This window comes from Mesorhizobium sp. M7A.F.Ca.US.007.01.2.1 (genome assembly GCF_003998165.1).
GTDB lineage: Bacteria > Pseudomonadota > Alphaproteobacteria > Rhizobiales > Rhizobiaceae > Mesorhizobium > Mesorhizobium ciceri.
In genome coordinates, this window is the sequence record NZ_RZQP01000087.1 from 1 (window position 1) to 23038 (window position 23038).

General features: G+C 60.1%; 18 protein-coding genes and 1 pseudogene. 4 read left to right on the forward strand and 15 right to left on the reverse strand.

The window, feature by feature from the left end:
* Positions 1-1094: 1094 nt before the first annotated feature.
* Complete coding sequence (locus tag EN949_RS35885; protein ID WP_164753997.1) at positions 1095-1271, reverse strand: hypothetical protein; 177 nt, start codon at positions 1269-1271, stop codon at positions 1095-1097.
* 806 nt (positions 1272-2077) lie between these two features.
* Here EN949_RS35885 and EN949_RS17280 point away from each other — a divergent pair.
* A complete protein-coding gene (locus EN949_RS17280) occupies positions 2078-5467 on the forward strand; it encodes a DEAD/DEAH box helicase (RefSeq protein ID WP_127371736.1) in 3390 nt (1129 codons plus the stop codon).
* Positions 5468-5543: 76 nt separating this feature from the next.
* Here EN949_RS17280 and cyoD read toward each other — a convergent pair whose 3' ends face one another.
* The 11 genes from cyoD to EN949_RS17340 all read right to left on the reverse strand — a co-directional run bounded on the left by cyoD (position 5544) and on the right by EN949_RS17340 (position 18395).
* Entirely contained in the window at positions 5544-5954 is a 411-nt protein-coding gene (gene cyoD, locus EN949_RS17285) for a cytochrome o ubiquinol oxidase subunit IV (RefSeq protein ID WP_013525252.1), read from the reverse strand.
* Positions 5951-6637, reverse strand: a complete 687-nt coding sequence (locus EN949_RS17290; protein WP_082826763.1) for a cytochrome (ubi)quinol oxidase subunit III — start codon at positions 6635-6637, stop codon at positions 5951-5953. The genes cyoD and EN949_RS17290 overlap by 4 nt, the downstream gene beginning before the upstream one ends.
* Positions 6634-8637 (reverse strand): cytochrome o ubiquinol oxidase subunit I, encoded by a 2004-nt coding sequence (cyoB, locus tag EN949_RS17295; RefSeq protein ID WP_164782508.1) that lies wholly within the window; start codon positions 8635-8637, stop codon positions 6634-6636. The genes EN949_RS17290 and cyoB overlap by 4 nt, the downstream gene beginning before the upstream one ends.
* Positions 8638-8639: 2 nt before the next feature.
* The gene (gene cyoA, locus EN949_RS17300) at positions 8640-9662 is read right to left on the reverse strand and encodes a ubiquinol oxidase subunit II (RefSeq protein ID WP_127371529.1); all 1023 of its coding nucleotides are present in this window, start codon (positions 9660-9662) and stop codon (positions 8640-8642) included.
* A 517-nt stretch (positions 9663-10179) separates the two neighbouring features.
* Positions 10180-11049 carry an MBL fold metallo-hydrolase gene (locus EN949_RS17310; RefSeq protein WP_027162022.1) on the reverse strand — a complete coding sequence of 290 codons (870 nt, stop codon included), beginning with the start codon at positions 11047-11049 and terminating at the stop codon, positions 10180-10182.
* Positions 11050-11583: 534 nt separating this feature from the next.
* Positions 11584-13215, reverse strand: a complete 1632-nt coding sequence (locus EN949_RS17315; RefSeq protein ID WP_127371738.1) for an ABC transporter ATP-binding protein — start codon at positions 13213-13215, stop codon at positions 11584-11586.
* On the reverse strand, positions 13205-14089 hold the full coding sequence (locus tag EN949_RS17320; RefSeq protein ID WP_027162024.1) for an ABC transporter permease: 885 nt from the start codon (positions 14087-14089) through the stop codon (positions 13205-13207). Before EN949_RS17320 ends, EN949_RS17315 begins: the two co-directional genes overlap by 11 nt.
* On the reverse strand, positions 14086-15132 hold the full coding sequence (locus EN949_RS17325; RefSeq protein ID WP_027162025.1) for an ABC transporter permease: 1047 nt from the start codon (positions 15130-15132) through the stop codon (positions 14086-14088). Before EN949_RS17325 ends, EN949_RS17320 begins: the two co-directional genes overlap by 4 nt.
* An 88-nt stretch (positions 15133-15220) precedes the next feature.
* On the reverse strand, positions 15221-16828 hold the full coding sequence (locus tag EN949_RS17330; RefSeq protein WP_127371739.1) for an ABC transporter substrate-binding protein: 1608 nt from the start codon (positions 16826-16828) through the stop codon (positions 15221-15223).
* Positions 16829-16947: 119 nt separating this feature from the next.
* On the reverse strand, positions 16948-17301 hold the full coding sequence (locus tag EN949_RS17335; RefSeq protein WP_023809364.1) for a Rieske (2Fe-2S) protein: 354 nt from the start codon (positions 17299-17301) through the stop codon (positions 16948-16950).
* A gap of 11 nt (positions 17302-17312) precedes the next feature.
* Positions 17313-18395 (reverse strand): amidohydrolase family protein, encoded by a 1083-nt coding sequence (locus tag EN949_RS17340; RefSeq protein ID WP_023809365.1) that lies wholly within the window; start codon positions 18393-18395, stop codon positions 17313-17315.
* A 134-nt stretch (positions 18396-18529) separates the two neighbouring features.
* Between EN949_RS17340 and EN949_RS17345 the strand changes: the two genes are divergently transcribed.
* The 3 genes and pseudogenes from EN949_RS17345 to EN949_RS36560 form a co-directional block, all read left to right on the forward strand.
* Positions 18530-19387, forward strand: a complete 858-nt coding sequence (locus EN949_RS17345) for a LysR family transcriptional regulator (RefSeq protein ID WP_127369789.1) — start codon at positions 18530-18532, stop codon at positions 19385-19387.
* A gap of 205 nt (positions 19388-19592) precedes the next feature.
* Positions 19593-20480, forward strand: a complete 888-nt coding sequence (locus EN949_RS17350) for a hybrid-cluster NAD(P)-dependent oxidoreductase (RefSeq protein ID WP_164755296.1) — start codon at positions 19593-19595, stop codon at positions 20478-20480.
* Positions 20481-20773: 293 nt separating this feature from the next.
* A pseudogene (locus EN949_RS36560) lies at positions 20774-20950 on the forward strand (peroxidase); the annotation flags it as partial.
* Between the two features lie 323 nt (positions 20951-21273).
* Here the strand turns inward: EN949_RS36560 and EN949_RS17360 are convergent.
* The 3 genes from EN949_RS17360 to EN949_RS17370 all read right to left on the reverse strand — a co-directional run.
* Positions 21274-21735 carry a DoxX family protein gene (locus EN949_RS17360; protein ID WP_338039906.1) on the reverse strand — a complete coding sequence of 154 codons (462 nt, stop codon included), beginning with the start codon at positions 21733-21735 and terminating at the stop codon, positions 21274-21276.
* A 97-nt stretch (positions 21736-21832) separates the two neighbouring features.
* Positions 21833-22312, reverse strand: a complete 480-nt coding sequence (locus tag EN949_RS17365) for a tetratricopeptide repeat protein (RefSeq protein ID WP_127366925.1) — start codon at positions 22310-22312, stop codon at positions 21833-21835.
* A gap of 28 nt (positions 22313-22340) precedes the next feature.
* Positions 22341-23038: MBL fold metallo-hydrolase (locus EN949_RS17370; RefSeq protein ID WP_164782507.1), on the reverse strand; the 698-nt coding region annotated here is incomplete at its 5' end.

Sequence of the window (23038 nt, forward strand, 5' to 3'; positions counted from 1 at the left end):
AGCCTCCTTAACGAACATGAAACCACGCGGCTGATCGAGATGGTGGCTGCCTTGGCGGCGCGTCTGAATGTCTCCACCCCGGCCGACAAAGAGCTGCGGCAACTGGCAGAGAATGTCGATCCCCGAAAGGTGATGACCCAAATCCAGCAGGCTTCTGAAGATCAGCAGGAAGCTTGATCAAAGCGACCGCGCCGGCAAGCCGCCGCAGCGTACCAACCCGACACGAGCTTACAGCGAGAAACCATTCGCGCGGCTGCTGTAGGCCTGCAATCGTCCTCATCGTCTGGGCACTTGGCTGTCGAAGCACCAAGCCCGTCTTGGCGTTGTCCAAGGCGACGTCAGGACGTCAATCGATCGCGGCAGCGTATCAGCGGCGATAGCGAGGTACACTGGAGAGCCGAAGGTGTTCCCAACAGCATATATGATCACCAAGCCCTTCTTTCTGCCGCAGATCATAACGGCCGTACCTCAACTCTTAAATGCTCAGCAAGGTCTAGAAACTCACATCCAGGAATCGGATCTTGGCCCGAGCTGCTGACTGGATCGCACGCCGGCAAGTCTTACATGCCGTATCCTGCGCCGTGCTTCTGGCTCTTAGCCAATTATTTTCGCCTCACCAAAGCTCCCGGAACATTCTGTCCATCCTGCGTTGGGCCGCGCCGGACAATCCCTCTTGCACAATCGCCTGTTGCCCGGCATCGGAAGCTGGATCCCCACAGCTTCAGCCCGCCTCGGCTCCCCTCCCGAGGCGGGCGGCGCGGAGTTGATGCAATGCATAGAGACGCCTTCACCCCATCAGAGCTGGCCGTACTGAGCCGCGTCTTGGCGCGCAGCAATCCCAAAAAACGAGACCGAAACCGAGAGAGAACGGGGCATCGCGCATCTTGGCTTACTACCAAGCTGGGATAACGGACGAGGACGATCTCGAACAGCTTTCTCGACAATCCCTCAAGGTGATGACAGTCTTCTTCTTGAGGGCTTCGCTTCGTTTTTGAGCTTCGGCCAATCGGCGCCACGCCGGCGAAGGAGCGTCCACACCTGCCCTTGGCTACCCGGCTCGATTCATTTGCTTTCGTTTCATTTCCAGCGGGCGCTCACTGGTTGAGCTTTCGGTCGAGTTCGTCAAGCAATGACCGATGCTCTCTGGGCATTTCGGCGTCTGTCGGCAGGTCCAGCAAATAGCGAAGTTGGCGACGATTGGCGTCCGATGAAATCCACTGCCGTATGAGGCGGGCTATGACCTTCTGTTGTGCTTTGCCGATTTCTTCCATGTTGCGAACCCGAGCTGTCCATTGGTCGAACCCGGCGGCTCTTTGATGGTTCCAGGTCGTGCATAACAAACCGAGGCGGTCGAAGAGCAATCTGCAGGTTGGACGGTTACTGGCCGCATGACGGTGTCGACCGTATGATGACGCCGCTTGCAGGCCAGGGCGCGGCTTACGACTCGGCCTGACCGACCATCAGTTTGGGTTGTCCAATGTTGTGCTCATACCGGCAGGGCGGCCAGTCGTGTCCTTGCACGCTGCATCCGACCCTCGATCGTGGCTATGTCGCAATCACAAATATTGGCGGCGTCTTCGTGCGACAGTCCGATCATGCGAACCAGGACCGTGGCCTGGCGTTCCAGGACAGGCAGGCGGTCCATGGCACGAGCGATCCTTAGACCGTTTCCACTCCATGCCTGCGCGTCGCCAGCCAAGCGTTGCGACAAGCAGCCCGACGACCTCTCATGTCGAGGGGCCGCGTTTTCTTGGCCAAACAAGTCATGCGCATGATGGCAAAGAGCCTTACCTGGCTGATGTTGGCGGCCGAACTGTTATTCGCGCCAAAAGTTCGGCTGGCCGGCAAGGGGGTTCCGAAACGACGGCCGTCGCGTGGTTATCGTCATTTCGGCAATTCAGCATGTGCACATACTAACTCCGGCGGACGGGCCACCGCGCGGCATGGCCCCACGCACGGAGCGTTCTGCCGGCGTCGAGCGTGATTCAAGGTGACAGAATCACAGCCGCCAGTTCTTAGGGCAGCTAGGAAGTAATGCATCAACGCCGCACCGGCTGCCCCATCCTGGAACACTTTAATGCGCGCCGCCAGGAACGGGGTCGCTGTGCTGACGTTCTTCTGGGGACAAGGTGAGATTTCAGTGAACAGGCATATTTCGCGGACGGATGACGAACAAATCGATCACACGGATGACAGCGGGTTTACGATAGAGCACGGCGTCCCGCCATCTTCAGCAATCGCGGCAGCGCTGGCCGGTGGGCTGGAGGCCAGCCGGCACAAGCACATTATCCATATAACTGCCTCGGAACGCAGCGCCGACGAGATCGTCGGGGCTTTGCGTCAGTTCCTGCCGCACGCGGAGATCATCTTGCTGCCGTCCTGGGATTGCCTGCCTTACGACAGGGTGTGGCCCACACGCGCCAATATGGGGCGGAGGCTTCGTGCGTTGTGTCACATGGCAACGAAGCCCGATCGTGCGCGCATCGCTGTAATGTCGATCGAAGCCAGTCTGCAGCGGGTGCCGCCCGCCCACGTCATTGCTGGCGGTTTCGCAATTCTGGAGGTGGGGCAAAAGTTCGACCGGGATGATTTCAGAACAAGGTCCGAAGCTTTTGGCTATGTCGTCGACGAGAGGGTCGACGAACCGGGTGAAATAGCTTTTCGAGGCGATCTCATGGACATCTTCCCCGCTGGCGCGGAGGACCCCGTTCGCGTCGTCCTTGGCCCAGACAGCTGCATTCGAGAGCTCAAGACCTACGATGCGATCAGTCAACTCAGCGACCAGGTTCGAGACTCGATTGCTGTCGGACCGGCATCCGAGCTGATGTTTAAAGCTGGTGATCATCCTGAGCTGACAGCGATGCGCGCGACGTCGATGGAAGAGCGCCTGGTCGCATTATATGGCGCGATGCCATCTGTCTTCGACACTGCGTCGAGCGCCTCGATCTCCTTCCTTGAAGGTATCGACGGGCAGCCGCTCGACAAAATTCTGGACCTGATCGAGGATGCACGCCGTGCCAGGCAGGAGGCTGCCGGGCGCGAGAAACCTTTGCCGGAACAATTTTACCTGTCGCGTGAAGAGTGGGATGCTTCCGTGCGCAACCGCTCCACGAGACTTGCCGTTTCTGCCGAGCGAGTTCCCAAATTCTTTCGCCTGGCCCGGCCCGGGTACGAATTCGCTGAATTCGTGACAAGGCAAACAAGCGCCGGGGCCAGGGTGGTGTTGACCGGCGATGCCTCTGAACTGCAGCGAGCAGATCGCCTGCTCAATAGAAAGCTAGGCCGGCGGGCTGAGGAAGCGGTCGACTCACCGCAAATACTTTCGGCCGCGAGAGGCTCTCTTCTCAAGGCTGGCTTCGTCCTCGATGAAGGGTTTGTCGACGCGCAATCCGGTATCGCGATGGTCGCCGCAGCCGACCTGTTTGGCCCTGCGCTGAAGGCGGATGCCGGCATGGCCGCAAGCATACTCGAACCCGAGTTGCGCATCGGCGACGTCGTCGTCCATGAAGACCATGGCCTGGGCGTGCTCGCGGCGGTCGAACAGGTCGACTTGGCTGGTCAGCACCAGGATGTTGTCAGGCTGGAATATCATGGCGGGGCTTCCTTGCTGGTTCCGGTCGACGACTTTGGGAAAATATGGCGCTACGGCTCGGAACCGGAGGCCGTGTCGCTCGATCGCCTCAACGGCGAGGGCTGGCCCAAGCGACGCGAGGCTGCGTTGCGCGAGATCGACAGGCTGGCCAAGCGCCTGGTGGGCCTTGCCGAGATGAGGTCCAGCCAGCCCGCCGAGATCATCAAGCCCTCCCGCGCGGACTTGGCCCGTTCTGCGGCGAAATTTCCCTATACCGAGACTCCTGACCAGGCCGCCGCCATCCGCGCTGTGCTCGACGACCTTTCCTCGGGGAGAACAATGAACCGGCTCGTCTGCGGTGATGTTGGCTTCGGCAAGACAGAGGTGGCTTTGCGTGCTTGCGCCGCCGCCGCCCTCTGCGGGAAACAGGTTGCGGTCATAGCGCCGACAACCGTGTTGGCACGACAGCACTATGAGACGTTCAGCCGCCGTTTCGCAGGAACGGGCCTGCAGGTCGCCCACCTGTCAAGGATGGTCGGGACAGCAAAGGCAAAAGCGGCAAAGGAGGGCCTGCGGAGCGGCCAGGTTACGATCGTCGTGGGTACTCAGGCCTTGTCGTCCAGGAGCGTCACTTTCGCCAATCTTGGACTGCTGGTGATTGACGAGGAGCACCGGTTCGGCGTCAAGTTGAAGCTGGCCCTGCGGAACATGGCGCCCTGCCTTCACACGCTGAGCATGAGCGCCACGCCGATACCGCGGACGCTGCAATCGGCGCTGTCGGGCATCCAGGATGTCAGCGTTCTAAACTCTCCGCCCGCCAAAAGACGTCCCGTCCGCACGATCCTGGCAGCGTTCGATCCAGCATCGGTGCGCGCGGCCCTCTTGCGTGAATTTCACAGGGGTGGACAGAGTTTCTTCGTGGTTCCTCGCATCGAGGACATTGGCCCGGTCTCTGACCAGCTGAACAGGCTGGTGCCGGAACTCGGCATCATGACGGCGCACGGTGAAATGAAAGGGAGGCAGCTGGACGAAGTCATGGTCGGATTCGCTGACGGTGATGGCGACATTTTGTTGAGCACCGACATCATCGAGAGTGGGCTCGATGTGCCTCGAGCCAACACCATCATTGTCTGGCGCCCGGACCGGTTCGGTCTGGCGCAGTTGCACCAGCTACGGGGTCGGGTCGGTAGAGGAGCGATGCAAGCGGCTGCGTTTCTTCTGACGGAACCTGGCGTTGAGCTGGCCGACGGCACCAGGGCCCGGCTTTCGACAATGCTTGCGCTCGATCGGCTTGGCTCCGGCCTGGCAATCAGTCAAAGGGACCTCGACCTGCGCGGCGCCGGCGATCTCTTCGGCGAAGATCAGGCTGGGCATATGAAACTGATCGGAGTGGGCCTCTACGAGCACTTGCTGGAGCGGGCGGTCTCGGCGGCTGGAGAAGGGGCCGACCCCAACAGGCAACTTGCCAACATCAACGTGCCTGCAAAAGGGGCTTTTCCCGAAAGCTATGTAAACGAGCCTACTGTCCGTGTTGGCCTCTATGCGCGGCTCTCTCGTATTCGTTCTGACTTGGACCTTGATGCATTCAGCGAGGAGCTCGAGGACCGCTTTGGTGACATGCCTGGCGAAGTGACCGTTCTGCTGGAACTTACCAGGTTGCGGATAGCAGCGTCGGAACTGGGTGTCGGCAAAGTCGATGTTGGGCCCGAAGCCGTCGCGATCACCTTGCGCAACAAGCCGTTGGCGTCCCAATGGCGGGACCGGAAAGCGTTGGGCCTGGAGTACCGAAACGGGCGCCTGATTTTCAGGCGGATCGAGCCCCGCGTCTCAGGCATCGATGCCGTTCGCTTGGCGCTAGATGCCATACGTGCAGTTCAGCCAAAGCACGAGGTCTGACGAGCCTTTTATCTCCACCCCGGCGGTACAATGTACCAGCTTCATATCACCTCAGCCAAGACTAGCAGGGCGAGGTTTAAGGCATCGTTCCGGCTTGATGGGCCGTCATGGCGGCCATGTTCTCGTTCAGGTGGGCCATGATCCAAACCGAGCCCAGGACCACCAGCGCAACGATCAGCACGCCGAAGGCCAAGGCCAGGATGTTGTTGGTGTTGTCCGGCCCGGTGGTCAGGTGCAGAAAAAAGACTAGATGCACACCCATCTGCGCAACAGCGAGCACCACCAGGGCCGAAATCACCGCCGGCTGGTAAATCAGATCGGTTTGAGCCGCCAGGAATGACGCGATCGTGAGCAGGATGGCCAGGCCGTAGCCGATCACATAGCCCAACAGCCCTCCAGCCACTTCGTGCTCGGTTATACGTTCCTCGCCCGGTGCGGAATCGCGGCGGTCCTGCATCTCGCCGGGCCTGCTCTCGGTGTCGGTCATGGCGATGCTCCCAACAGATAGACCAGGGTGAAGATGGCGACCCAGATGATGTCGAGTGCGTGCCAGAAAAGCCCGAAGCAGTGGAGCCGCCGCAAAATATCCGACCGAAAACCCTTGACCCATAGCTGCGCCATCATTGTGCCCAGCCAGAGCAGCCCCAGCCCGACATGGGTGCCGTGGCAGCCAACGAGCGCAAAGAAGGCTGATAGAAATGCGCTGCGCGAAGGCCCCGCCTGCTCGCCGATCATCGCCGCGAATTCCTGTACCTCCAGAAACAGGAAGGCTGCCCCGAGCAATCCGGTGACGAGCAGCCAGGCCTGCGTGGCAGCCATCGATCTGCGATGGGTCGCGAGTGTCGCCAGGCCACCGGTGAAGCTCGACGTGAGCAGAAGGCCCGTCTGCACCGCAACGCGGGTGGGCTCGAACAAATCCTTGCCGGTCGGTCCGCCGGCGGTCGCCTTGGCAAGCACGGCATACGCCGCGAAGAAGGCCGAGAATATGATGATGTCGGACAGCAGAAAGATCCAGAAGCCATATGCCACGGTGACGAATTTCGAGGCCGGGCCGCCTTCACCGTGGCCGGTTGCGGAGCGCACGCCGTGTCGGCCGCCCTGACCAAGCCGATAGGGGTCTCGGGCCTGGGTGCCCGCGCCGAAGTCGCCGGGTAGCGCGTGATCGCTCATGCCGGCCGCTCCCAGCGCCGCAGCCGGGCTGACTGTGCGGCCTTGTGGTCATCGTCGATGCGCGCGACCTCTTCGGCGGGAATCTCATAATCCCCATGATCGCGCCAGGCGAAGACGACGAAGGTCGCGTAGGCGCCGATGAAGCCGACGATCGCCAGCCACCATATGTGCCAGATCAGCGCGAACCCGATCAGCGTGCTGAAGAAGGCGGTGACGAAGCCTGTCGGGCTGTTGCGCGGCATCTCGATAGGCTCGTATCCTTGCTCCGCACCGGGCCTCTTCTCCTCCCTTGCCCGTTGCTTGATGCGCCAGTAGGGCTCTTCAGCCTCGACGTAAGGCAGCCGCGCGTAGTTGAAAACGGGGGGAGGGGAAGACGTCGACCATTCCAGTGAACGCCCGTCCCATGGGTCGCCTGTCTCATCGCGAAGCTTGTCGCGATGTCGGATCGAAACGGCGAGTTGCATGATCTGCAGTGCGGCGCCGGCGATCATCACCAGCACGCCGAACGCGGCCACCACCAGCCATGGCGCCCAAAGATCCATGTCGATATGCTGCAGGCGCCGCGTCATGCCGAGCAGACCGACGATATAGAGCGGCACGAAGACCAGCATGTAGCCGGCCAAGGTGACCCAGAATGCGGCCTTGCCCCAGCCTTCGTGCAAGCGGAATCCGAACGCCTTGGGAAACCAGTAGGTGAAGCCGGCGAACGCGCCGAACAGCACGCCCGAAATGATGACGTTGTGGAAATGCGCGACGAGGAAAAGGGAGTTGTGCAGCACGAAGTCGGCCGGTGGAACGGCAAGCAGAACGCCGGTCATGCCGCCGACGGTGAAGGTGGTCACGAAGCCCAGCGCCCAAAGCATCGGCGTGTCGAAGCGGATGCGCCCGCCATACATGGTGAAGAGCCAGTTGTAGATCTTCACCCCGGTGCCGACGGCGATGACCGACGTGGCGATGCCGAAGGCGGCGTTGACGTCTGCTCCGGCGCCCATGGTGAAGAAATGATGCAGCCAGACCATGAACGAGACGATGCAGATGAACATCGTGGCCGCGACCATCGAACGGTATCCGAACAGCGGCTTTGACGAGAATGTCGAGAAGACCTCGGAGAAGATGCCGAAGGCGGGAAGCACCAGAATGTAGACCTCGGGATGGCCCCAGGCCCAGATCAGGTTGACGAACATCATCTGATTTCCGCCGGCTTCGTTGGTGAAGAAATGGAAGCCGAGATAGCGGTCCAGCGTCAGCATCGCCAGCGTGGCGGTGAGGATCGGGAAGGCTGCGACGATGAGCAGGTTGGACGCGAGCGAGGTCCAGCAGAACATCGGCATTCGCAGGTAGCCCATACCAGGCGCACGCATCTTGAGGATGGTCGTCACCAGGTTGACGCCGGTAAGCAGAGTGCCGACGCCGGAGATCTGGATCGACCACAGATAGTAATCGACACCGACGCCCGGCGAGTAGGTGGTCTCCGACAAGGGGGCATAGGGCAGCCAGCCGGTGCGCGCGAACTCACCGATGACAAGCGAGATGTTGACCAGCAGGGCTCCGGAAGCCGTCAGCCAGAAGCTGACGGAATTGAGTGTCGGAAAGGCTACATCGCGTATGCCAAGCTGCAGCGGTACGGCGAAATTCATCAGGCCGATCATGAAAGGCATCGCCGCGAAGAAGATCATAATCGTGCCGTGCGCGGAAAAGATCTGGTCGTAATGCTCCGGCGGCAGGTAGCCCGGCCCGTGGATCGCCAGCACCTGTTGCGTGCGCATCATGATGGCATCGATGAAGCCACGCAGAAGCATGAGCATCGCCAGCACAATGTACATCACGCCGATGCGCTTGTGGTCGACCGAGCTTATCCACTCGTTCCACAGATAGGGCCAGTAGCCCTTCACCGTTATCCATCCAAGCACGGCGACCCCTGCCAGAAAGACGCCGAGAGCCGCGACGAGCGGGATGGGTTGATCGAAGGGAATGGCCGACGAGTCGAGCTTGCCCAGCATCGTCATTCCGCCCCTTCTGCCTGTGGATGATGCCCCGTCGGCGGCGCCGCCGCGGGCAATGCCTTTGGGCTCACCTGTGGCTCGCCGCCGGCGGCACTTTCGGCCGGCCCCGGACCCGGGGGCAATATCTGCTGAGCGACGGCATCGAACAGCCCGGGCTGAACATGGCCGAACGTGGACGGCGGCACGTTGGTGCTTTGCCGGGCGAGCTCGCGGTAGGCATTCGCGTTGAGCACGCCGCCGCCGCCACGCAGCGACGACGTCCAGCGGGTGAAGGCATCGGCTGAAACCGCGCTCACGCTGAAGTTCATGTCCGAGAAGCCGTCGCCGCTGAAGTGCGCCGACTGGCCGAAAAAGCTGCCCTCGCGGTCGGCCTGCAGATGCAACTCGGTCTGCATGCCGTTCATGACGTAGACCATGCTGCCAAGCTGGGGCACGAAGAACGTGTTCATCACGCTGGCCGAGGTCAGCTTGAAATGAACTGGAACGCCGGCGGGGATAACCAATTGATTGACAGCGCCCACGCCCTGCTCGGGATAGAGGAACAGCCATTTCCAGTCGAGCGCCACCACCTGGATGTCGAGCGGCGGCTGCGCGAAAGGGATCGGTTTGCGCGGATCGAGCTGGTGCGATCCGTAATAGATCAGCCCGCCAAGGAAAAGGATGGTGAGCGTGGGGATCGACCAGACGATCAACTCGATGCGCCCCGAATAGGTGAACTCCGGGTCATAGCGCGCGTCGCTGTTCGAGGCGCGGAATTTCCATGCGAAGGCCAAGAGCGCAACAAGCGTCGGAACAACGATCACCAGCATCACCGCCAGTGAGTTCAAGAGGATCGTGCGGTTGCCCGAGCCAATGGGTCCTTGCGGGTCGAGCACACCCCCCGCGCAACCGGGCAAGAATGCGATTGCCGGGATCCAGAGCAGTTGCCGCCCCGGCTTGGAGCTGGATCGCAACAACACTTGCTCGGCCACCAATCCTGGAGAGGACGCGTTCTTGGGGCACGCGCTCTTGGCACTTCTCATCTGAAGCCTTCCTCTGAACCAACTTCAAGGCGCGTGGCCGGGGTGCCGCCCTCCGCCGGACGAAGGACCTAACTGGCGCTTCCCAGGTTTGTTCCTCCTCGCTGGCTCGTGCACAAACTCCAATTCGGCGGCACGGCGATGGAGCACAGCTAAGTCGATCACCCCATCAAGCTGGTGGAGCCGGGACCGCTCCACGGTTTTGGCCCATGAGCGAATCGACGCCAGTCATGGCTAGTGACGACCGGTGGGGGCCCGAACTTCTTGCCGATCGCCGCGCCGGCGGAGAGGACACGTCCTTCGGGGTGCTCGTTTTCCATCTGACGTCTGCTCCTGACGCGGGATTTTTTCGGGGCTGGCCGCAAGTCGCCCAAGCGTGCGACGCCTAACTGGCGCCTCCCGGGATTGTTCCGCTTGTCAGTGTTTGGGCGACATGGGCGCGACCCGAAGGGGAACTCTACCTGCTCGAGAGATGGAGTTGTCCAACGTGACCATTCACAACGACGGCGGCTCGGTTACCTCAGCTATTTGCAGCCATCGCTGGCTCGCGTACGAATTTTGATTTCGGCGGGACGGCGAACACCGTGAAGCGCTCAGCCAGACTGTCAAGAGCTTTACGCATGCCCACTCCAGCGGCAGCCGCACCGTGTCCAGTGATGACCATCTGAGGGTTCAGGGCAGCCAGACGCTTCACAGATCTTTCCGCCGCATCCCAGTCCGGCGTGAAGTAGCGCGGCGGACCGTGCATCTCGAGATCCTGGACGGCGACCTCATAGACCGACTCCTGACCGGTGGTGATGAAAGCGTCCCCTACGATCAGCGAGCGGTCTTCCTCGCGCCAGAGCGAAATGTGACCAGGGGCGTGCCCGGGTGTGTGCAGCCATTGCCATCCGGGCATTCCGGGGACCGATCCGTCGGCGGGCAAGAGTTCCAATCGGTTGCCAAGATCGATCGGCCCGCGTGGAAAGAGCGGCGAAAGCAGCGCCATCAGTCCGCCCCCGACCCAGGGATCCGGTGCCGGATAACATTCAGTTCCGTCCAAATAGGGCCGCTCGAGTCGATGCGCGAAGACGGGCACCTCCCACCTATTCGCGAGGTCCAGAACCGTTCCCACATGGTCAAAATGGCCGTGTGTCAGGATAACCGCGGCAGGCCGTGCGTTGGTGCCAAACCGCTTTTCCGCGACCGCAAGAATACTGCTTCTCGACGTCGGCAACCCCGTATCTATTAGCACCCAGTTCCGATCTCCGCTGCGCGGTGCGCCGAAGAACACGACATTGACGATTGCCAGCCGCAAATAACCCAGGTCCGGTGCGATGCTCCAGGCACCGTCGCCATGATCTTCGCGCCTGGCGTGGTCGATCTCGGAAAGTCGAATCTGAACGGTCATGATCCCGTGCCTCGGTTGTTGCTGCGCAGCCGCTCGAGTTCATCGGCGGCGGTGGTACATGCCCCGAACTTGGGCACGGCCCCCTTGTTCCTTCCTTGATCCTCGTTCGCCACCCGGATTGCAGACAGCGCGACTAACCCGACGTTATTTATTAACTGGTTACGAGGCGGTTCGCCCAAATTGAGTCAAGAAGCTAGGCCACCCATTCGCTGGCTGCATCTATCTTACACCCCTTGGCAGCTTTGCTGCCCAATCTTGGTCATTGAGAGATTAGCAGCCGCTTCCAAAAAGCAGACATCACAGGGACTGCGTCGTAGCTCCGATGTGCCTCAGAGCGCTTCTTTTAAGCAAACAGAAGCTGCCGTTCGTGAGCTAATACCGAGATCTCCTGGGTCGCCAGCTTTCTTAGCGACGAAACGGTGAAATGGTTGGCTCCGTTTGTCGGGCTGGCCAGCCCGATTGAAGCGGAGCACGATCATGCCCTTCAAAGCACGTGGAAGGATGCCAGGGGCCTAGGGGGACGGGGTCCCCCTGTCAGACTTTCCGGCTGGCCAGCAGCCTTGTAAGCCAGTCCGGATCCATTTCCGGTACGGACGACAAAAGCCGTTCGGTGTAAGCGGCATGGGGAGGTGTGAGAACTTGGCTCTTCAGTCCCTGTTCAACGACTTTGCCCTGGTGCATGACAACGATTTGGTCGGCTATCGCCCTTACGGTAGCAATGTCGTGGGTAATGAAGATGTAGCTCATTTCGAGTTCACGCTGCAGGCGCATGAGAAGCTTGAGGATTTCCTCTTGGACGATCTGGTCGAGCGCGGACGTGATCTCGTCACAGATGATAAGCTCTGGATCGGCTGCCAACGCCCGGGCAATGCAGACGCGTTGCTTTTGGCCGCCCGATAGCTCGCCAGGCAGGCGTTCCAGAAAATCCTCGCTCATCTCGACCATGTGCATAAGTTCGCAGATCCGGCGATCCTTCTGCGCGCCCTTTAGGCCGAGGTAGAATTCGAGCGGCCGAGCTATGATTTCTTCGACCGTCTGGCGCGGATTCAGGGCGTTGTCGGGCATTTGGTAAATCATCTGCATGCGGCGCAGGACCTCCTTCGGCCGCGTCTTTAGGCTCGTGGAAAGGGGCTGCCCGGCAAAAGAAATCAAACCTGAAATTGGCGGCAAGAGACCGGTGACGACTCGCGCGAGCGTCGATTTGCCCGAACCGGATTCGCCGACCACGGCCACGGTTCTTCCGCGCGGGACCTTGATGGAGACATCCTGGAGCACCTTGACCTTTCCTGCATAGGCCGCGGTAACGTTGTCTATCGTCAGCAGATAGTCATCGGCTGGAACTTCGGGCTTGGCGAGCTTGCGTACGGCCCAGAGCGTTTTGGTATATTCCTGGCTGGGCGAGGCCAGCATCTGGCGTGTATCAGCCTCCTCTACGGTGCGTCCGTGGCGCAGAACCATGATACGATCCGCCATTTGCGCCACCACCGCCAGGTCATGCGTCACGTAGATTGCAGCGGTGTTGAATTCCTCCACGATGTTGCGAATGGAAGCTAGAACTTCAACCTGCGTGGTCACGTCGAGCGCGGTTGTTGGCTCGTCGAATATTATGAGGTCCGGACGACAAGCCATTGCCATCGCTGTCATTGCCCGTTGCAACTGCCCGCCGGAGACCTGATGAGGATAGCGAAAGCCTATGGTCTCCGGTTCTGGGAGTTGAAGGCGTCGATAAAGATCGACGGCGCTCCGGTTCGCCTCTTCCCGGCCGGCAATTCCATGCGCCACCGCTGTTTCGACGGTTTGTTCCAAGAGCCGATGTGCCGGATTGAAAGAGGCAGCCGCGCTTTGTGCGACATAGGCAATGCGGGAGCCCCTGAGGCGACGGCGCCCTTTTTCATTGACTGCCAGAAGATCAATCCCGTCGAACAGGACCGAGCCTTGCATGATCCGGCAGCCCGGCTTGGCATAACCCATTGCGGCAAGGCCAATGGTGGACTTGCCGGCGCCTGATTCGCCGATCAGGCCAAGAACCTCGCCCCGCTTCAGCGTCAGATCGATCCCGCGGACAATCGGATGCCAGCGCTCGTCCGAGAACCCCTCCACATGCAGATTGCGGATTTGAAGTAGATCCTTGCCTTTTTCGCGTGAGCCTGGACCGCTACTTTTCATCCCGCAACCCGCTTGTTGCGTGCAGGAACCAGTCCACAACGAAATTCACGGACACGGTAAGGAGAGCAATCGCGCCGGCCGGAAGTAGCGGGGTGACGTCGCCGTAGGTGATCAGGGTCGCGTTCTCGCGCACCATTGATCCCCAATCGGCCGTCGGCGGCTGAATACCGACGCCGAGAAACGACAGCGCCGCGACTGTCAGGAACACGAAGCAGAATCGCAAGCCGAACTCGGCGACCAGTGGCGGCATGACATTGGGAAGGATTTCCTTGGCGATGATCCATTTTGGTCCCTCGCCGCGTAATCGTGCCACCTCGACATATTCCATCACCGCCACGTTAAGCCCGACGGCGCGAGAAAGCCGAAAGACCCGGGTGGAATCGAGAAGCGCAATGATGACAATCAGGCTCGTGATCGAAGAGCCGAAGATCGTCAGCAGCACCAGCGCGAAGATCAGACTCGGGATTGACATCAGCACGTCCACCGCACGTGACAAGATCTGGTCGAGCCACCCCCTGTACAATGCGGCAAGAAGGCCGAGCGAGACGCCGACCGCGAAGGACAGCAACGTGGTCGCGACCGCTATAGCGATGGTGTTGCGCGCACCGTAGATCAAGCGGGTGAGCATGTCGCGGCCGAGCTGATCGGTTCCCAGTTTGAACTCCTGGCTCCACGGCGCGAAGGCTTCGCTGAAAACCTGCGTCTCGCCATATGGGGCTATCCAGTGCGCGAAGACCGCAACAAAGACGTAGCCGAGGATCACGACGATGCCGAACCACGCGCTGAACGGTGCCTTCTTCAGCGCAGTTTTCGCCCGGGTGGCACGCGAGCGCCTGAGCCTCTGAAGCTCCGCGACAGATTCGGATCTGGTCATCGTGGGTGCAAGAGCCTGGGATTGGTGGCGATGGAAATAATGTCGGCTAGCAGGTTGAGAAGGATATAAGTCGCGGCGAAAATCAGGGCGCAGGCCTGGACAACCGGAACATCCCTGGATTTTACCGCGTCAACCATCAGCTGGCCGATGCCGGGGTAAACGAACACGACCTCGACCACGACCACTCCGACGATGAGATACGCCAGATTGAACGCGACCACAGTGACGATCGGAGCCCAGGCATTGGGCAGGGCATGCCTCAGCACGATCACCATCGGGGACATTCCCTTGAGGCGCGCCATATCGATGTAGGGGCTTGACAGCATGTTGATGATGGCCGCTCGGGTCATGCGCATCATGTGGGCCACGATTACAAGCGTAAGGGTGATTGCCGGCAGGGCGACTTTCCAGAGATGCTCCCAAAATGGCGTCTGATCGTTCACATTCGACAATGTCGGAAATTTGGGAACCGCATTGAGCGCCCAGTTCAGCGAGACAGTGAGCCAATGAGGCAGCGTTTGAGCGAAATCGGATCCGATGAACGTGTCGCGCGAGATCACTAGGTAGGCGAGCATATAAGCGACGAAAAATTCCGGGAATGAAATGGTTGTCAGTGTCGCGACATTCACCAGCCGGTCGAACCAGCCGTTGCGGTACAGCGCAGCCAGAATGCCAAGCCCCAAGGCCAGGGGAACGGCTATCAGCGCCGTCACCGCTGCAAGGAACATCGTGTTGTAGAGGCGGGGTGCGATGATCTCGGCCACGGTACGCCGATATCCGGTGCGGCTCGCAAACGAAGAGCCGAAATCGCCATGGAGCATCTGGGCGATCCAAGCGAAGTAGCGCTCGACAGGCGGACGATCGATGCCGATCTCCCGCTGAAACGCGGCGACCGTTTCGGGCGTCGCCGACTGCCCGAGCGTGGCCTTGGCGAAGTCGCCTGGGAGCATCGCGATCGCAGAGAAGATGATGATGGACACGATAAACAAAGTGACCAGACCGAGGCCAAGGCGCTGCAGGACCGTTCTTGCGACGGGGTTCATGTGCGTGGCGTTTCCCTTTGGGCGGCAACCCTGCACTCGGAGCCAGCTGACCGGAGCCTCAAAACCATCGCGGCTCCGGCCCGCCATCTCATGCCGTGGCGATCCACCAGCGTTCGGCCATTTTCAGTCCATCGTTCTCCCAGTTGGGCGCCACATCACCGTGTGCGAGCTTTTTGGATTGGGCGCTGACGAAATTGTTGAAGACCAGCACGATGCTGCCGCCGTCATCGTGGGTTAGTTGCTGCATCTCGGCATACATCGCCGCTCGTTTGGCTTCGTCCGTCTCGGCGCGTGCCTGGACAAGCAATTCGTTGAAGTGGGGATTTTTCCAGAACGTTTCGTTCCAGCTGGAGTCCGCGGCAAAGGCTTGCGTGAACATCCAGTCGGCGGTTGCCCGACCGCTCCAATAGGAAGCGCACCAGGGTTTCTTCAGCCAGACATTGTCCCAATAAGCGTCCTCGGCCTCACGCACGACATTGACGTCGATGCCGCATTGGGCTGCCGTTTCGCGAATGAGCGAAGCCGCATCCACCGCCCCCGCAAAGGCGGCATCGGCCACCGAGAGGTCCACCTTCAGGTTCTCCATTCCGGCCTTTTTCAGGTAGTGCTTGGCTTTTTCCGGATCGAAGCTGTGTTGCGGTTGCGGATCCTTGGCGAATTTGATGGCCGGCGCGATCGGGTTGTCGTTGGCCACAGTGGCGTGGCCAAGAAAGATCTTGTCGACGATTTCTTGGCGATTGATCGCCCATTTCAATGCCATTCGCACGTCCGGATTATCAAACGGCGCCATCGTGACATTCATCGGCAAGGTATAGTGCCCGTAGCCAGTGACCTCGACGATTTCCACCTTGGGATTGCGTTTCAACATGCCGAGGGTCTTGAGGTCGGCGCGGCCGATATAGTCCACCTCCCCCGTGGATAGCGCCGCCATGCGAGCGGCGAGATCTGTGATCGCGATGAACTCCACCTCGTCGAGATAGGGCTTGCCATTCTTGAAGTAGTTTGGATTGCGCTTGAGCTTGGCCGAAACGCCGGGCTGGAAATTCTCGAGGACGAAAGCACCGGTGCGAACGCCTGAAGCCCAATCCGCCTTGCCGTCCTTGGCCGGCATGATGACCAGATGGTAGTCACTCATGATGTAAGGGAAATCGGCGTTGCCGCTCTTGAGCGTGAAGACCACCGTTTCCGGGCCGTCCGACTTGACATCGGCGACGGAGTCCAACAGCGACTTCGCCGCCGATTTGGTGTCCTTGCCCATGTGATATTGCAAGGAGGTCACGACGTCATCCGCCGTCACGGTCTTGCCGTTGTGAAAGGTTGCGCCTTTGCGCAGCTTGAAAGCCCAGGTTTTGGCTCCATCCGAAGTTTCAAAGCTCTCGGCGAGGTCCGGTTGGACATTGCCTTTGGCGTCGACCTCAGTGAGGCTGTTGGACAGCGAGCCCGAAAATGCGGTTTGTGTGAACGTGTCGGGGTAGCCGGCCGGATCGATCGAATCCGTCGTCGCGCCATGAGCCATGCCGAGCTTGGCGAAGCCGCCCTGCATCGGTTCGGCCCGCGCCGTGCTCACGAACAGCCGGTCGGCGGCGGCAACGGTGAGGCCTGCGGCCAGCCCAAGATGAATGAAGTCGCGGCGGGAAACCTTGCCGCCTCCGACCAGGCTTTGCGCGATACCAAGCTTGTATTCAGATTCTGACATTTGACTCTCCCATTGCGGAGTTCCCCGCGTTATTTCTCGTCAAGCACCGGCGAACAAATCTGCTTATTGGCTCCGCCACCTTCCTTCGAATTTTTCCAATCCCAATCGGCTTGCGCCAATCAGGCCGTCACGTAGATGCCGCCGGCTTCGACGGTGACTGGAAATGTGCGCGCGCGAACGGAGGGATCGACCAAGGCCGCGCCTGACTTGATGTCGAACTCCCACCCGTGCCAGGCGCATCGAACGATCTCGTTTTCGCGATGATAGATGAATTGCGCCTGTTCAACGGGCGCGGTTGTGCCGCATTGCGGCCCCTCGCAAAGCGGAGCGCCGCGGTGCGGACAGACATTCAGCAGCGCGTGGAATGAATCTCCGATGCGGAAAATCCCGACCGAAAGGCTGCGGATCTTGGCGATGAACGGAGACCCTGTTTCGATCTCGTCGACGCGGCAGATATATGTCTTCTCGGGCATCGTATGCTTCCTCAGGCGGCATTCGCGGCTTGCGCGCGGGGGATGCGTTTGTAGACTTCCAGCGCGTTCAGTCCCATGATCTTGCTCTTCCATGCAGGAGGGATTTGCAGCGTGTTGGCATCGTCGTAATCCCAGTGCGGATAGTCTGATGCAAACATCAGCGTGTTTTCGCCGTCCATCGCTTCGAGCGTGGACCAGAGATGTTGGATGTTTGCAGGCTGCTCCAGCGGCTGCGTGGAAAAGCGGATGTTGCGCCGGCAATATTCAGACGGCAGCATCTTCAGCCATGGCGTCTCCTTGCGCAGCGCTTTGTAGTCGGCGTCCAGGCGCCAAAGGACCGACGGAACCCAGGCGACGCCGCACTCGATGATCACGAAGTAGAGGTCCGGCCATTTCTCGAAGACGCCATGGGCGATCATGCTTGCCACGTGCGACATCGCCGACATGTGCAGAATGGCATGCGTTTCCCAGAAGAATGTCGTCGGAGCAGGAGCAATGGCAGTTGAATTCACGCCGCCATGCCCGCCCAGATGAATGGCGAATGGCAACCCCACTTCCGCGCAGGCTTCGTAGATCGGATGGTAAAACGGGTCGCCATACGGCTTGACGGACCCCTGGGAGGCGAGAACCTGGACCATGCGCGGATGGCTGCCAAGACGGCGTATCTCGGCGGCAGCGAGCTTCGGATCCTGTGGCGCGATGATGATCGAGCCCATGAACCGATCGTCTTTCGGCAACCACTGATCGATCTGATAATCGTTGTAAGCGCTGACCAGAGCGCTGGCATAGTAAGGGTTAGCCAGTGTCGACGCCTCGATAGGCTCATCGCCGGTCAGGATCGCCACGTCGACTTTGTATTTGTCGAGGTGCTTCTCTTTCATGATGAGATAGTTGTCGGCTTCCGTTTTCGGACGGATGTCCTTGCGGGAAAAGTCCTGCGGGTGGAACCAGGGCCGATGACCATGCGGAAAGGCCCCAACGGGCCCTGTTTTCTCGCCCTCGATGAACATGTCTTTCCACAAGCCGGAGAGATAGGGCTCCAACACAGTAGCGCTTGACCAGTAATTATGACAGTCGCAGTCGACTATGAACACTTCTTCCGCTCCGTATCCGTATCTCGTCCCGGCGGCGCTGCCGGCCGCTGATGTGCTACAGCTTCCGCCTTGAGTATTGTTTGATCAAGCTTATGATACGTGGAATATGATCGAGTTTTTCGATTGGAGATTTCATGCAACTTGATCACATCGAGACCTTTCTGGACATCATCGAATCGAGAAACTTCAATCGCACCGCGGATCGGCTAGGATTGACCCAGTCGACGATCAGCACCCGCATCAAGAACCTCGAGAGCGCAATCGGGTCCGAACTGTTCCAGCGCGGACGCGCCGGGGCGGAACCGACCGCCGCAGGACGCCGGTTCGAAGCTTACGCAAGATCCCTGCTGTCCACATGGTCGCAGGCTCGCCACGATGTCCGGGCGTTCAATCGTTTCGAAGGCACCTTGCGCGTCGCCGCGCAGGTCGGGATGACCCGCTCGGTTTTGCCGGGTTGGGTGGAGACGCTGTGTCAGGCTCTTCCCAAATCGTCGATCCATGTCGAGTCGGATTATTCGAACCAGATGGTCAGCGACCTAAGCATGGGAAATCTCGACATCGCAGTGCTTTACGCCCCACGATACCTACCCGAAATCTCCTATGAACATTTGATGGTTGAGGAATATGTGATGGTTTCCACGGTAGCCAGAACCCTCTCCGAGGTCGATCCTGAAACCTATATTCGTCCTGGCTATACGGCCCTGCTGGAGAAGGCCCATGCCGAATTGCTTGGCGAGTTGGCGATCTGTCGCCTTTCCATGGGATCGGAAACCTTGGCGGAGATGATGCTACGGCGCGCGGGCGGGACCTGCTATATGCGAAGTGACGATGCGCGCAGGTTCGCCCTCGAACGCCCATCGTTCATCGTCGAAGGTGCTCCGACCCTGCATCAGCCGGTACACACGGCCATCCTGGCGCGCCGCAAGCACGAACCGATCATCCGCAAGGGAATCCGCGCCCTTCACGTTGCCGTGATGTCACTGGATATGTAATCGAAATAATCGATCATAACTCGCGAGGGAGGCTCCTGTTATGGCGGGCCTGGAAATGGCATCTTGGCTCTACTTCAAACCGAGATGAATGATGAACGCACACGTTGGGACCCCCGGCCTCCTCCCGATGATGCGTCATCGGCAATGGGCACAAACCACATCGCAGCTCGTACTCTGCCGTCGTGTAATCGAGGAGACGCCCGATGTGAAAACTTTCGTTTTCACATCCCCGACGGATTGGATGTTCTGCTTCAGCGCGGGCCAGTATGTGCTCGTGCACCTCAAGATCGAGGGTGCCGCGGTGACGCGCTCCTACTCTGTTTCCTCACCACCGACGCGACCGCTCGACCTGCAGATCACGGTGAAGCGAACACCGGGCGGCCTGGTTTCGAATTGGCTCCACGACAATTTGGGGGCGGGCGACGAGATCGAAATCGAAGGGCCGCTCGGCTCATTCAATCTCGATGACCTGCCATATGAAACGCCGCTCTTCCTTTCGGGCGGCAGCGGGATAACGCCCGTGATGTCGATGTTGCGTGCGCTTACCGACCGCGCAACCGACCAGGATATCTCCTTCATTCATAGTGCCAGAACGCCAGGTGATATAATCTTTCGACGGGAATTGGACGCACTTGCCTCTCGCTTCCCCAACGTGCGGGTAACGTGCGTTTGCAGCCAGGAAGATCGCACCTGGAGGGGGCCAACTGGCCGAATAGACAGTCAGATGCTGCTGACCCTCGTTCCCAATCTCCACAGGCGCACCGTTTTTGCCTGTGGACCCGAAGGGTACATGAAGACGGCACGGGCCTGCCTTCACGCAATAGGCTTCCCGCCGGCGCAATATCACGAGGAGAGTTTCGGAGGCAGCAATGGTTCGCGGTCGGAATTGGCTTCAGCGATTTCGTCTTCGGTCCGTTTCGCCCGCTCGGGCGTGGAGCATCACTGCGCGCCCGGAGAGACCCTGCTTGAAGCGGCACGGAACTGTGGCATCTACATCCCAACCGCCTGCCAGCAGGGCGTTTGCGGAACGTGCCGAAATAGCCAAACTATCCGGCGAAGTTGCCATGGACGATCTAGGCGGGCTGAATGCTGAAGATAAATCGGCCGGCTATGTCCTGGCATGTTGCAGCCGCCCGCAAGGAACGGTTTTGCTCGACGTTTAACTCGGCGTTGTTGACCTTTGAAAAGGCCGCCTTGCGCGCCATTGGCCTCGAGGGTCTGGTCTCAAAATGTTGCCGCCGCCGTCGAAATGGGAGCAGAGCCGCCCCCCTTCCTCCTGGTTTTCGGGTTTACCACCCGCGCACCCGTGGCACCGTTCGACTTATTCCAACCCTTACTGAGCTACAGACGCGAATGTCAGCTTTAGGGCTCGAAACGTGGCAGCGCATTGGCCGGCCGCCAGGCAACTACGATCGGTTGCTGGACTTCAGCCGCGCGGTCACCGGCACATTGTTCTTCGTGCCGGCGACGACATTTCTGGAGAACGTTGCGACCCGGGAAGCAGTCACCTCGACCGCTGGTCCGGCCCTGTCGGACGGATCTATTCGGAGTCATCGTAAGTAGGTCCGCCAGACCATACAGTACGAGGAAACGGCTTGGCGACCCGTACAGAGAACGCTGACCCTCAGCGACTAGCACATCGTTATCTGTCAACTGGTTACGAGGCGGTTCGCCCAAATTCAAGAAGCTAGGCCCCCCATTCGCTGATCGCATTTATCTTACACCCATTGGCAGCTTTGCGCCTCAAATCGGCCGATAGGGCGGCCCTATCCGTGCCGTTAAGCGGACGTCGATGAACGGCACGCCACGAACGGCTTGCGCCATCTGGTCACCCGAGGCGTTTGTGGCGTGCCGAGTTGATATGAGACCCAGCGTCTTGGTCGAAATTAGAACGGGAGCTTGATATCGCCCACCGACAAAGGGCTACCGGCCGCTATGAGCGCGGCAACCGTCTCTCTGTCCTGTTGCCGGCGCCTCATGAGTCCGTTCAGCACCCTGTCGAGAGATATCGCGCCGGCTCCGGCGATGGCGAGGACGAACATGCCGCCCGCTATGGCGAGATCCTTTTCCAAATGCAGCAATTCGTTCTGGCTGGCAAAATTGGTGTGGAACAGGGCTGCCGTTGCCAAACAGAACAGTCCGAGCGCGACCGCGCCCAGACGCGTCAGCAGGCCCAGGCCGATCGAAAGACCGGCTCCCAGCTGCAGCGCTATGGTGGCCATCAGAAGCGGCAGGCTGACGCCGAGGGCGGCCATGGCTTTTGCGGCACCGTCGAAATGGATCGCCAGCTCAACGCCTTCATGCACGAAGAGCAATGAGAGCAGCAGGCGACCCGTCAGCAGGGTCAAGTCGGTGAGATGTAGTTTCAAGGCGATTTGTGTCGTTGTCACGATTGGCTCCAGATAGGAAAGAGGGCAGGCGCCGCACGACGGCGCCCGCCTGGCTTCATTGGGTCACTTTGGTGTCGATGGCCTTCTGCAGGTCTGCGCGTTCCTCGCAGCCCGCCGGGCAGAGCTGGGTCAGCGATGCCAGCTGCTCCCTAGCTTTGGCCATGTCGCCGGTCTCGACATAGAGTTCGCCGAGATATTCGCGCGCCGCTTTGTGGTCCGGCTTCAGTTCGAGCGCCTTGGTGTAGTAGGTCAGTGCCGTCGTGTAATCGCCGGTCTTGCGCAGCGTGAAGCCGAGCAGATTGTAGACGTCGGCCTGCTGCGTGTCCTGCGCCAGGTCACGAAGATCGGCCAATGCACCCTTATAGTCCTTGGCATCGATCTTGGCTTTTACTGCGGTGAGGTCGGGCGCGTCGTCGCCTTCAATGTTGTCCACGGCATAGGCCGGCCCGGTGACGGCGACCGGAACGGCAGCCAGCACGGCAACGGCGCCGAGCAGCCCGAACAGGTTGTGCCTGTTGAAGAGGGAAGGTTCCATTGTCTTTCTCGCTTTGGGATTGCCGCGCTTAAATTTGCACGGGGGTGAAGCCGTAGGCGTTGCCGTCCTTGACGAAGGTGCCGGTGCCCGGGAACGGGAAGTGCGAACCGGAGATGCGGATGTTGTCGGCAATCACGCGATCGATCAGTTTGTGGCGCGTGGTAATGGCCGTCGGCCCATCCTGGTCGTAGGTGCCTTGCCAGTCCGGATGCGGCGCCAGCAGTGCCGGCACATACATTGTGTCTGCCGAAATCATGATCTGCTCCTTGCCGGAGTTTGCGAGGTAGACCGAATGGCCTGGCGTATGACCGGGCGCGGCGATGATCTGCATGCCAGGCGCCACTTCGGCGCCGTCCTCGACCAGCTTCCAGTTCTTCCATTTCGGGAAGTTTTCGGCGATGCGCTTGCCCGCCGGCTTGCGCCCTTCGGGCAGCTTTGCCAGTCGGCCGGGGTCGGTCCACCACTTGTATTCCGTGGCGTTGACGATGAGCTCGGCATTGGGGAACACAGGCGCGCTGGTCCCCTTTTCCATCAGGCCCCAGACGTGGTCGGGATGGAAATGCGAGATCATGATGGTGTCGATAGTCTTGTAGTCGATGCCAGCGGCGGCCATGTTGGCCGGCAGATGGGTGGCATTGGTTTGCCATTGGCCGACGCCCGAACCGGCATCCATCATAATCACCTTGCCGTTCATCTTGAGGACGACGACGGTGAGCGGGATAGGCA

What these genes read in the sequence shown, in the direction of transcription:
- EN949_RS17320 (WP_027162024.1), bottom strand. Translation starts at nt 14,089, where the DNA reads ATGACCAGATCCGAATCTGTCGCGGAGCTTCAGAGGCTCAGGCGCTCG.
- EN949_RS17365 (WP_127366925.1), bottom strand. Translation starts at nt 22,312, where the DNA reads ATGGAACCTTCCCTCTTCAACAGGCACAACCTGTTCGGGCTGCTCGGC.
- cyoA (WP_127371529.1), bottom strand. Translation starts at nt 9,662, where the DNA reads ATGAGAAGTGCCAAGAGCGCGTGCCCCAAGAACGCGTCCTCTCCAGGA.
- EN949_RS17290 (WP_082826763.1), bottom strand. Translation starts at nt 6,637, where the DNA reads ATGAGCGATCACGCGCTACCCGGCGACTTCGGCGCGGGCACCCAGGCC.
- EN949_RS17315 (WP_127371738.1), bottom strand. Translation starts at nt 13,215, where the DNA reads ATGAAAAGTAGCGGTCCAGGCTCACGCGAAAAAGGCAAGGATCTACTT.
- cyoD (WP_013525252.1), bottom strand. Translation starts at nt 5,954, where the DNA reads ATGACCGACACCGAGAGCAGGCCCGGCGAGATGCAGGACCGCCGCGAT.
- EN949_RS17330 (WP_127371739.1), bottom strand. Translation starts at nt 16,828, where the DNA reads ATGTCAGAATCTGAATACAAGCTTGGTATCGCGCAAAGCCTGGTCGGA.
- EN949_RS17325 (WP_027162025.1), bottom strand. Translation starts at nt 15,132, where the DNA reads ATGAACCCCGTCGCAAGAACGGTCCTGCAGCGCCTTGGCCTCGGTCTG.
- EN949_RS17280 (WP_127371736.1), top strand. Translation starts at nt 2,078, where the DNA reads ATGCGCGCCGCCAGGAACGGGGTCGCTGTGCTGACGTTCTTCTGGGGA.
- EN949_RS17345 (WP_127369789.1), top strand. Translation starts at nt 18,530, where the DNA reads ATGCAACTTGATCACATCGAGACCTTTCTGGACATCATCGAATCGAGA.
- EN949_RS35885 (WP_164753997.1), bottom strand. Translation starts at nt 1,271, where the DNA reads ATGGAAGAAATCGGCAAAGCACAACAGAAGGTCATAGCCCGCCTCATA.
- EN949_RS17335 (WP_023809364.1), bottom strand. Translation starts at nt 17,301, where the DNA reads ATGCCCGAGAAGACATATATCTGCCGCGTCGACGAGATCGAAACAGGG.
- EN949_RS17310 (WP_027162022.1), bottom strand. Translation starts at nt 11,049, where the DNA reads ATGACCGTTCAGATTCGACTTTCCGAGATCGACCACGCCAGGCGCGAA.
- cyoB (WP_164782508.1), bottom strand. Translation starts at nt 8,637, where the DNA reads ATGCTGGGCAAGCTCGACTCGTCGGCCATTCCCTTCGATCAACCCATC.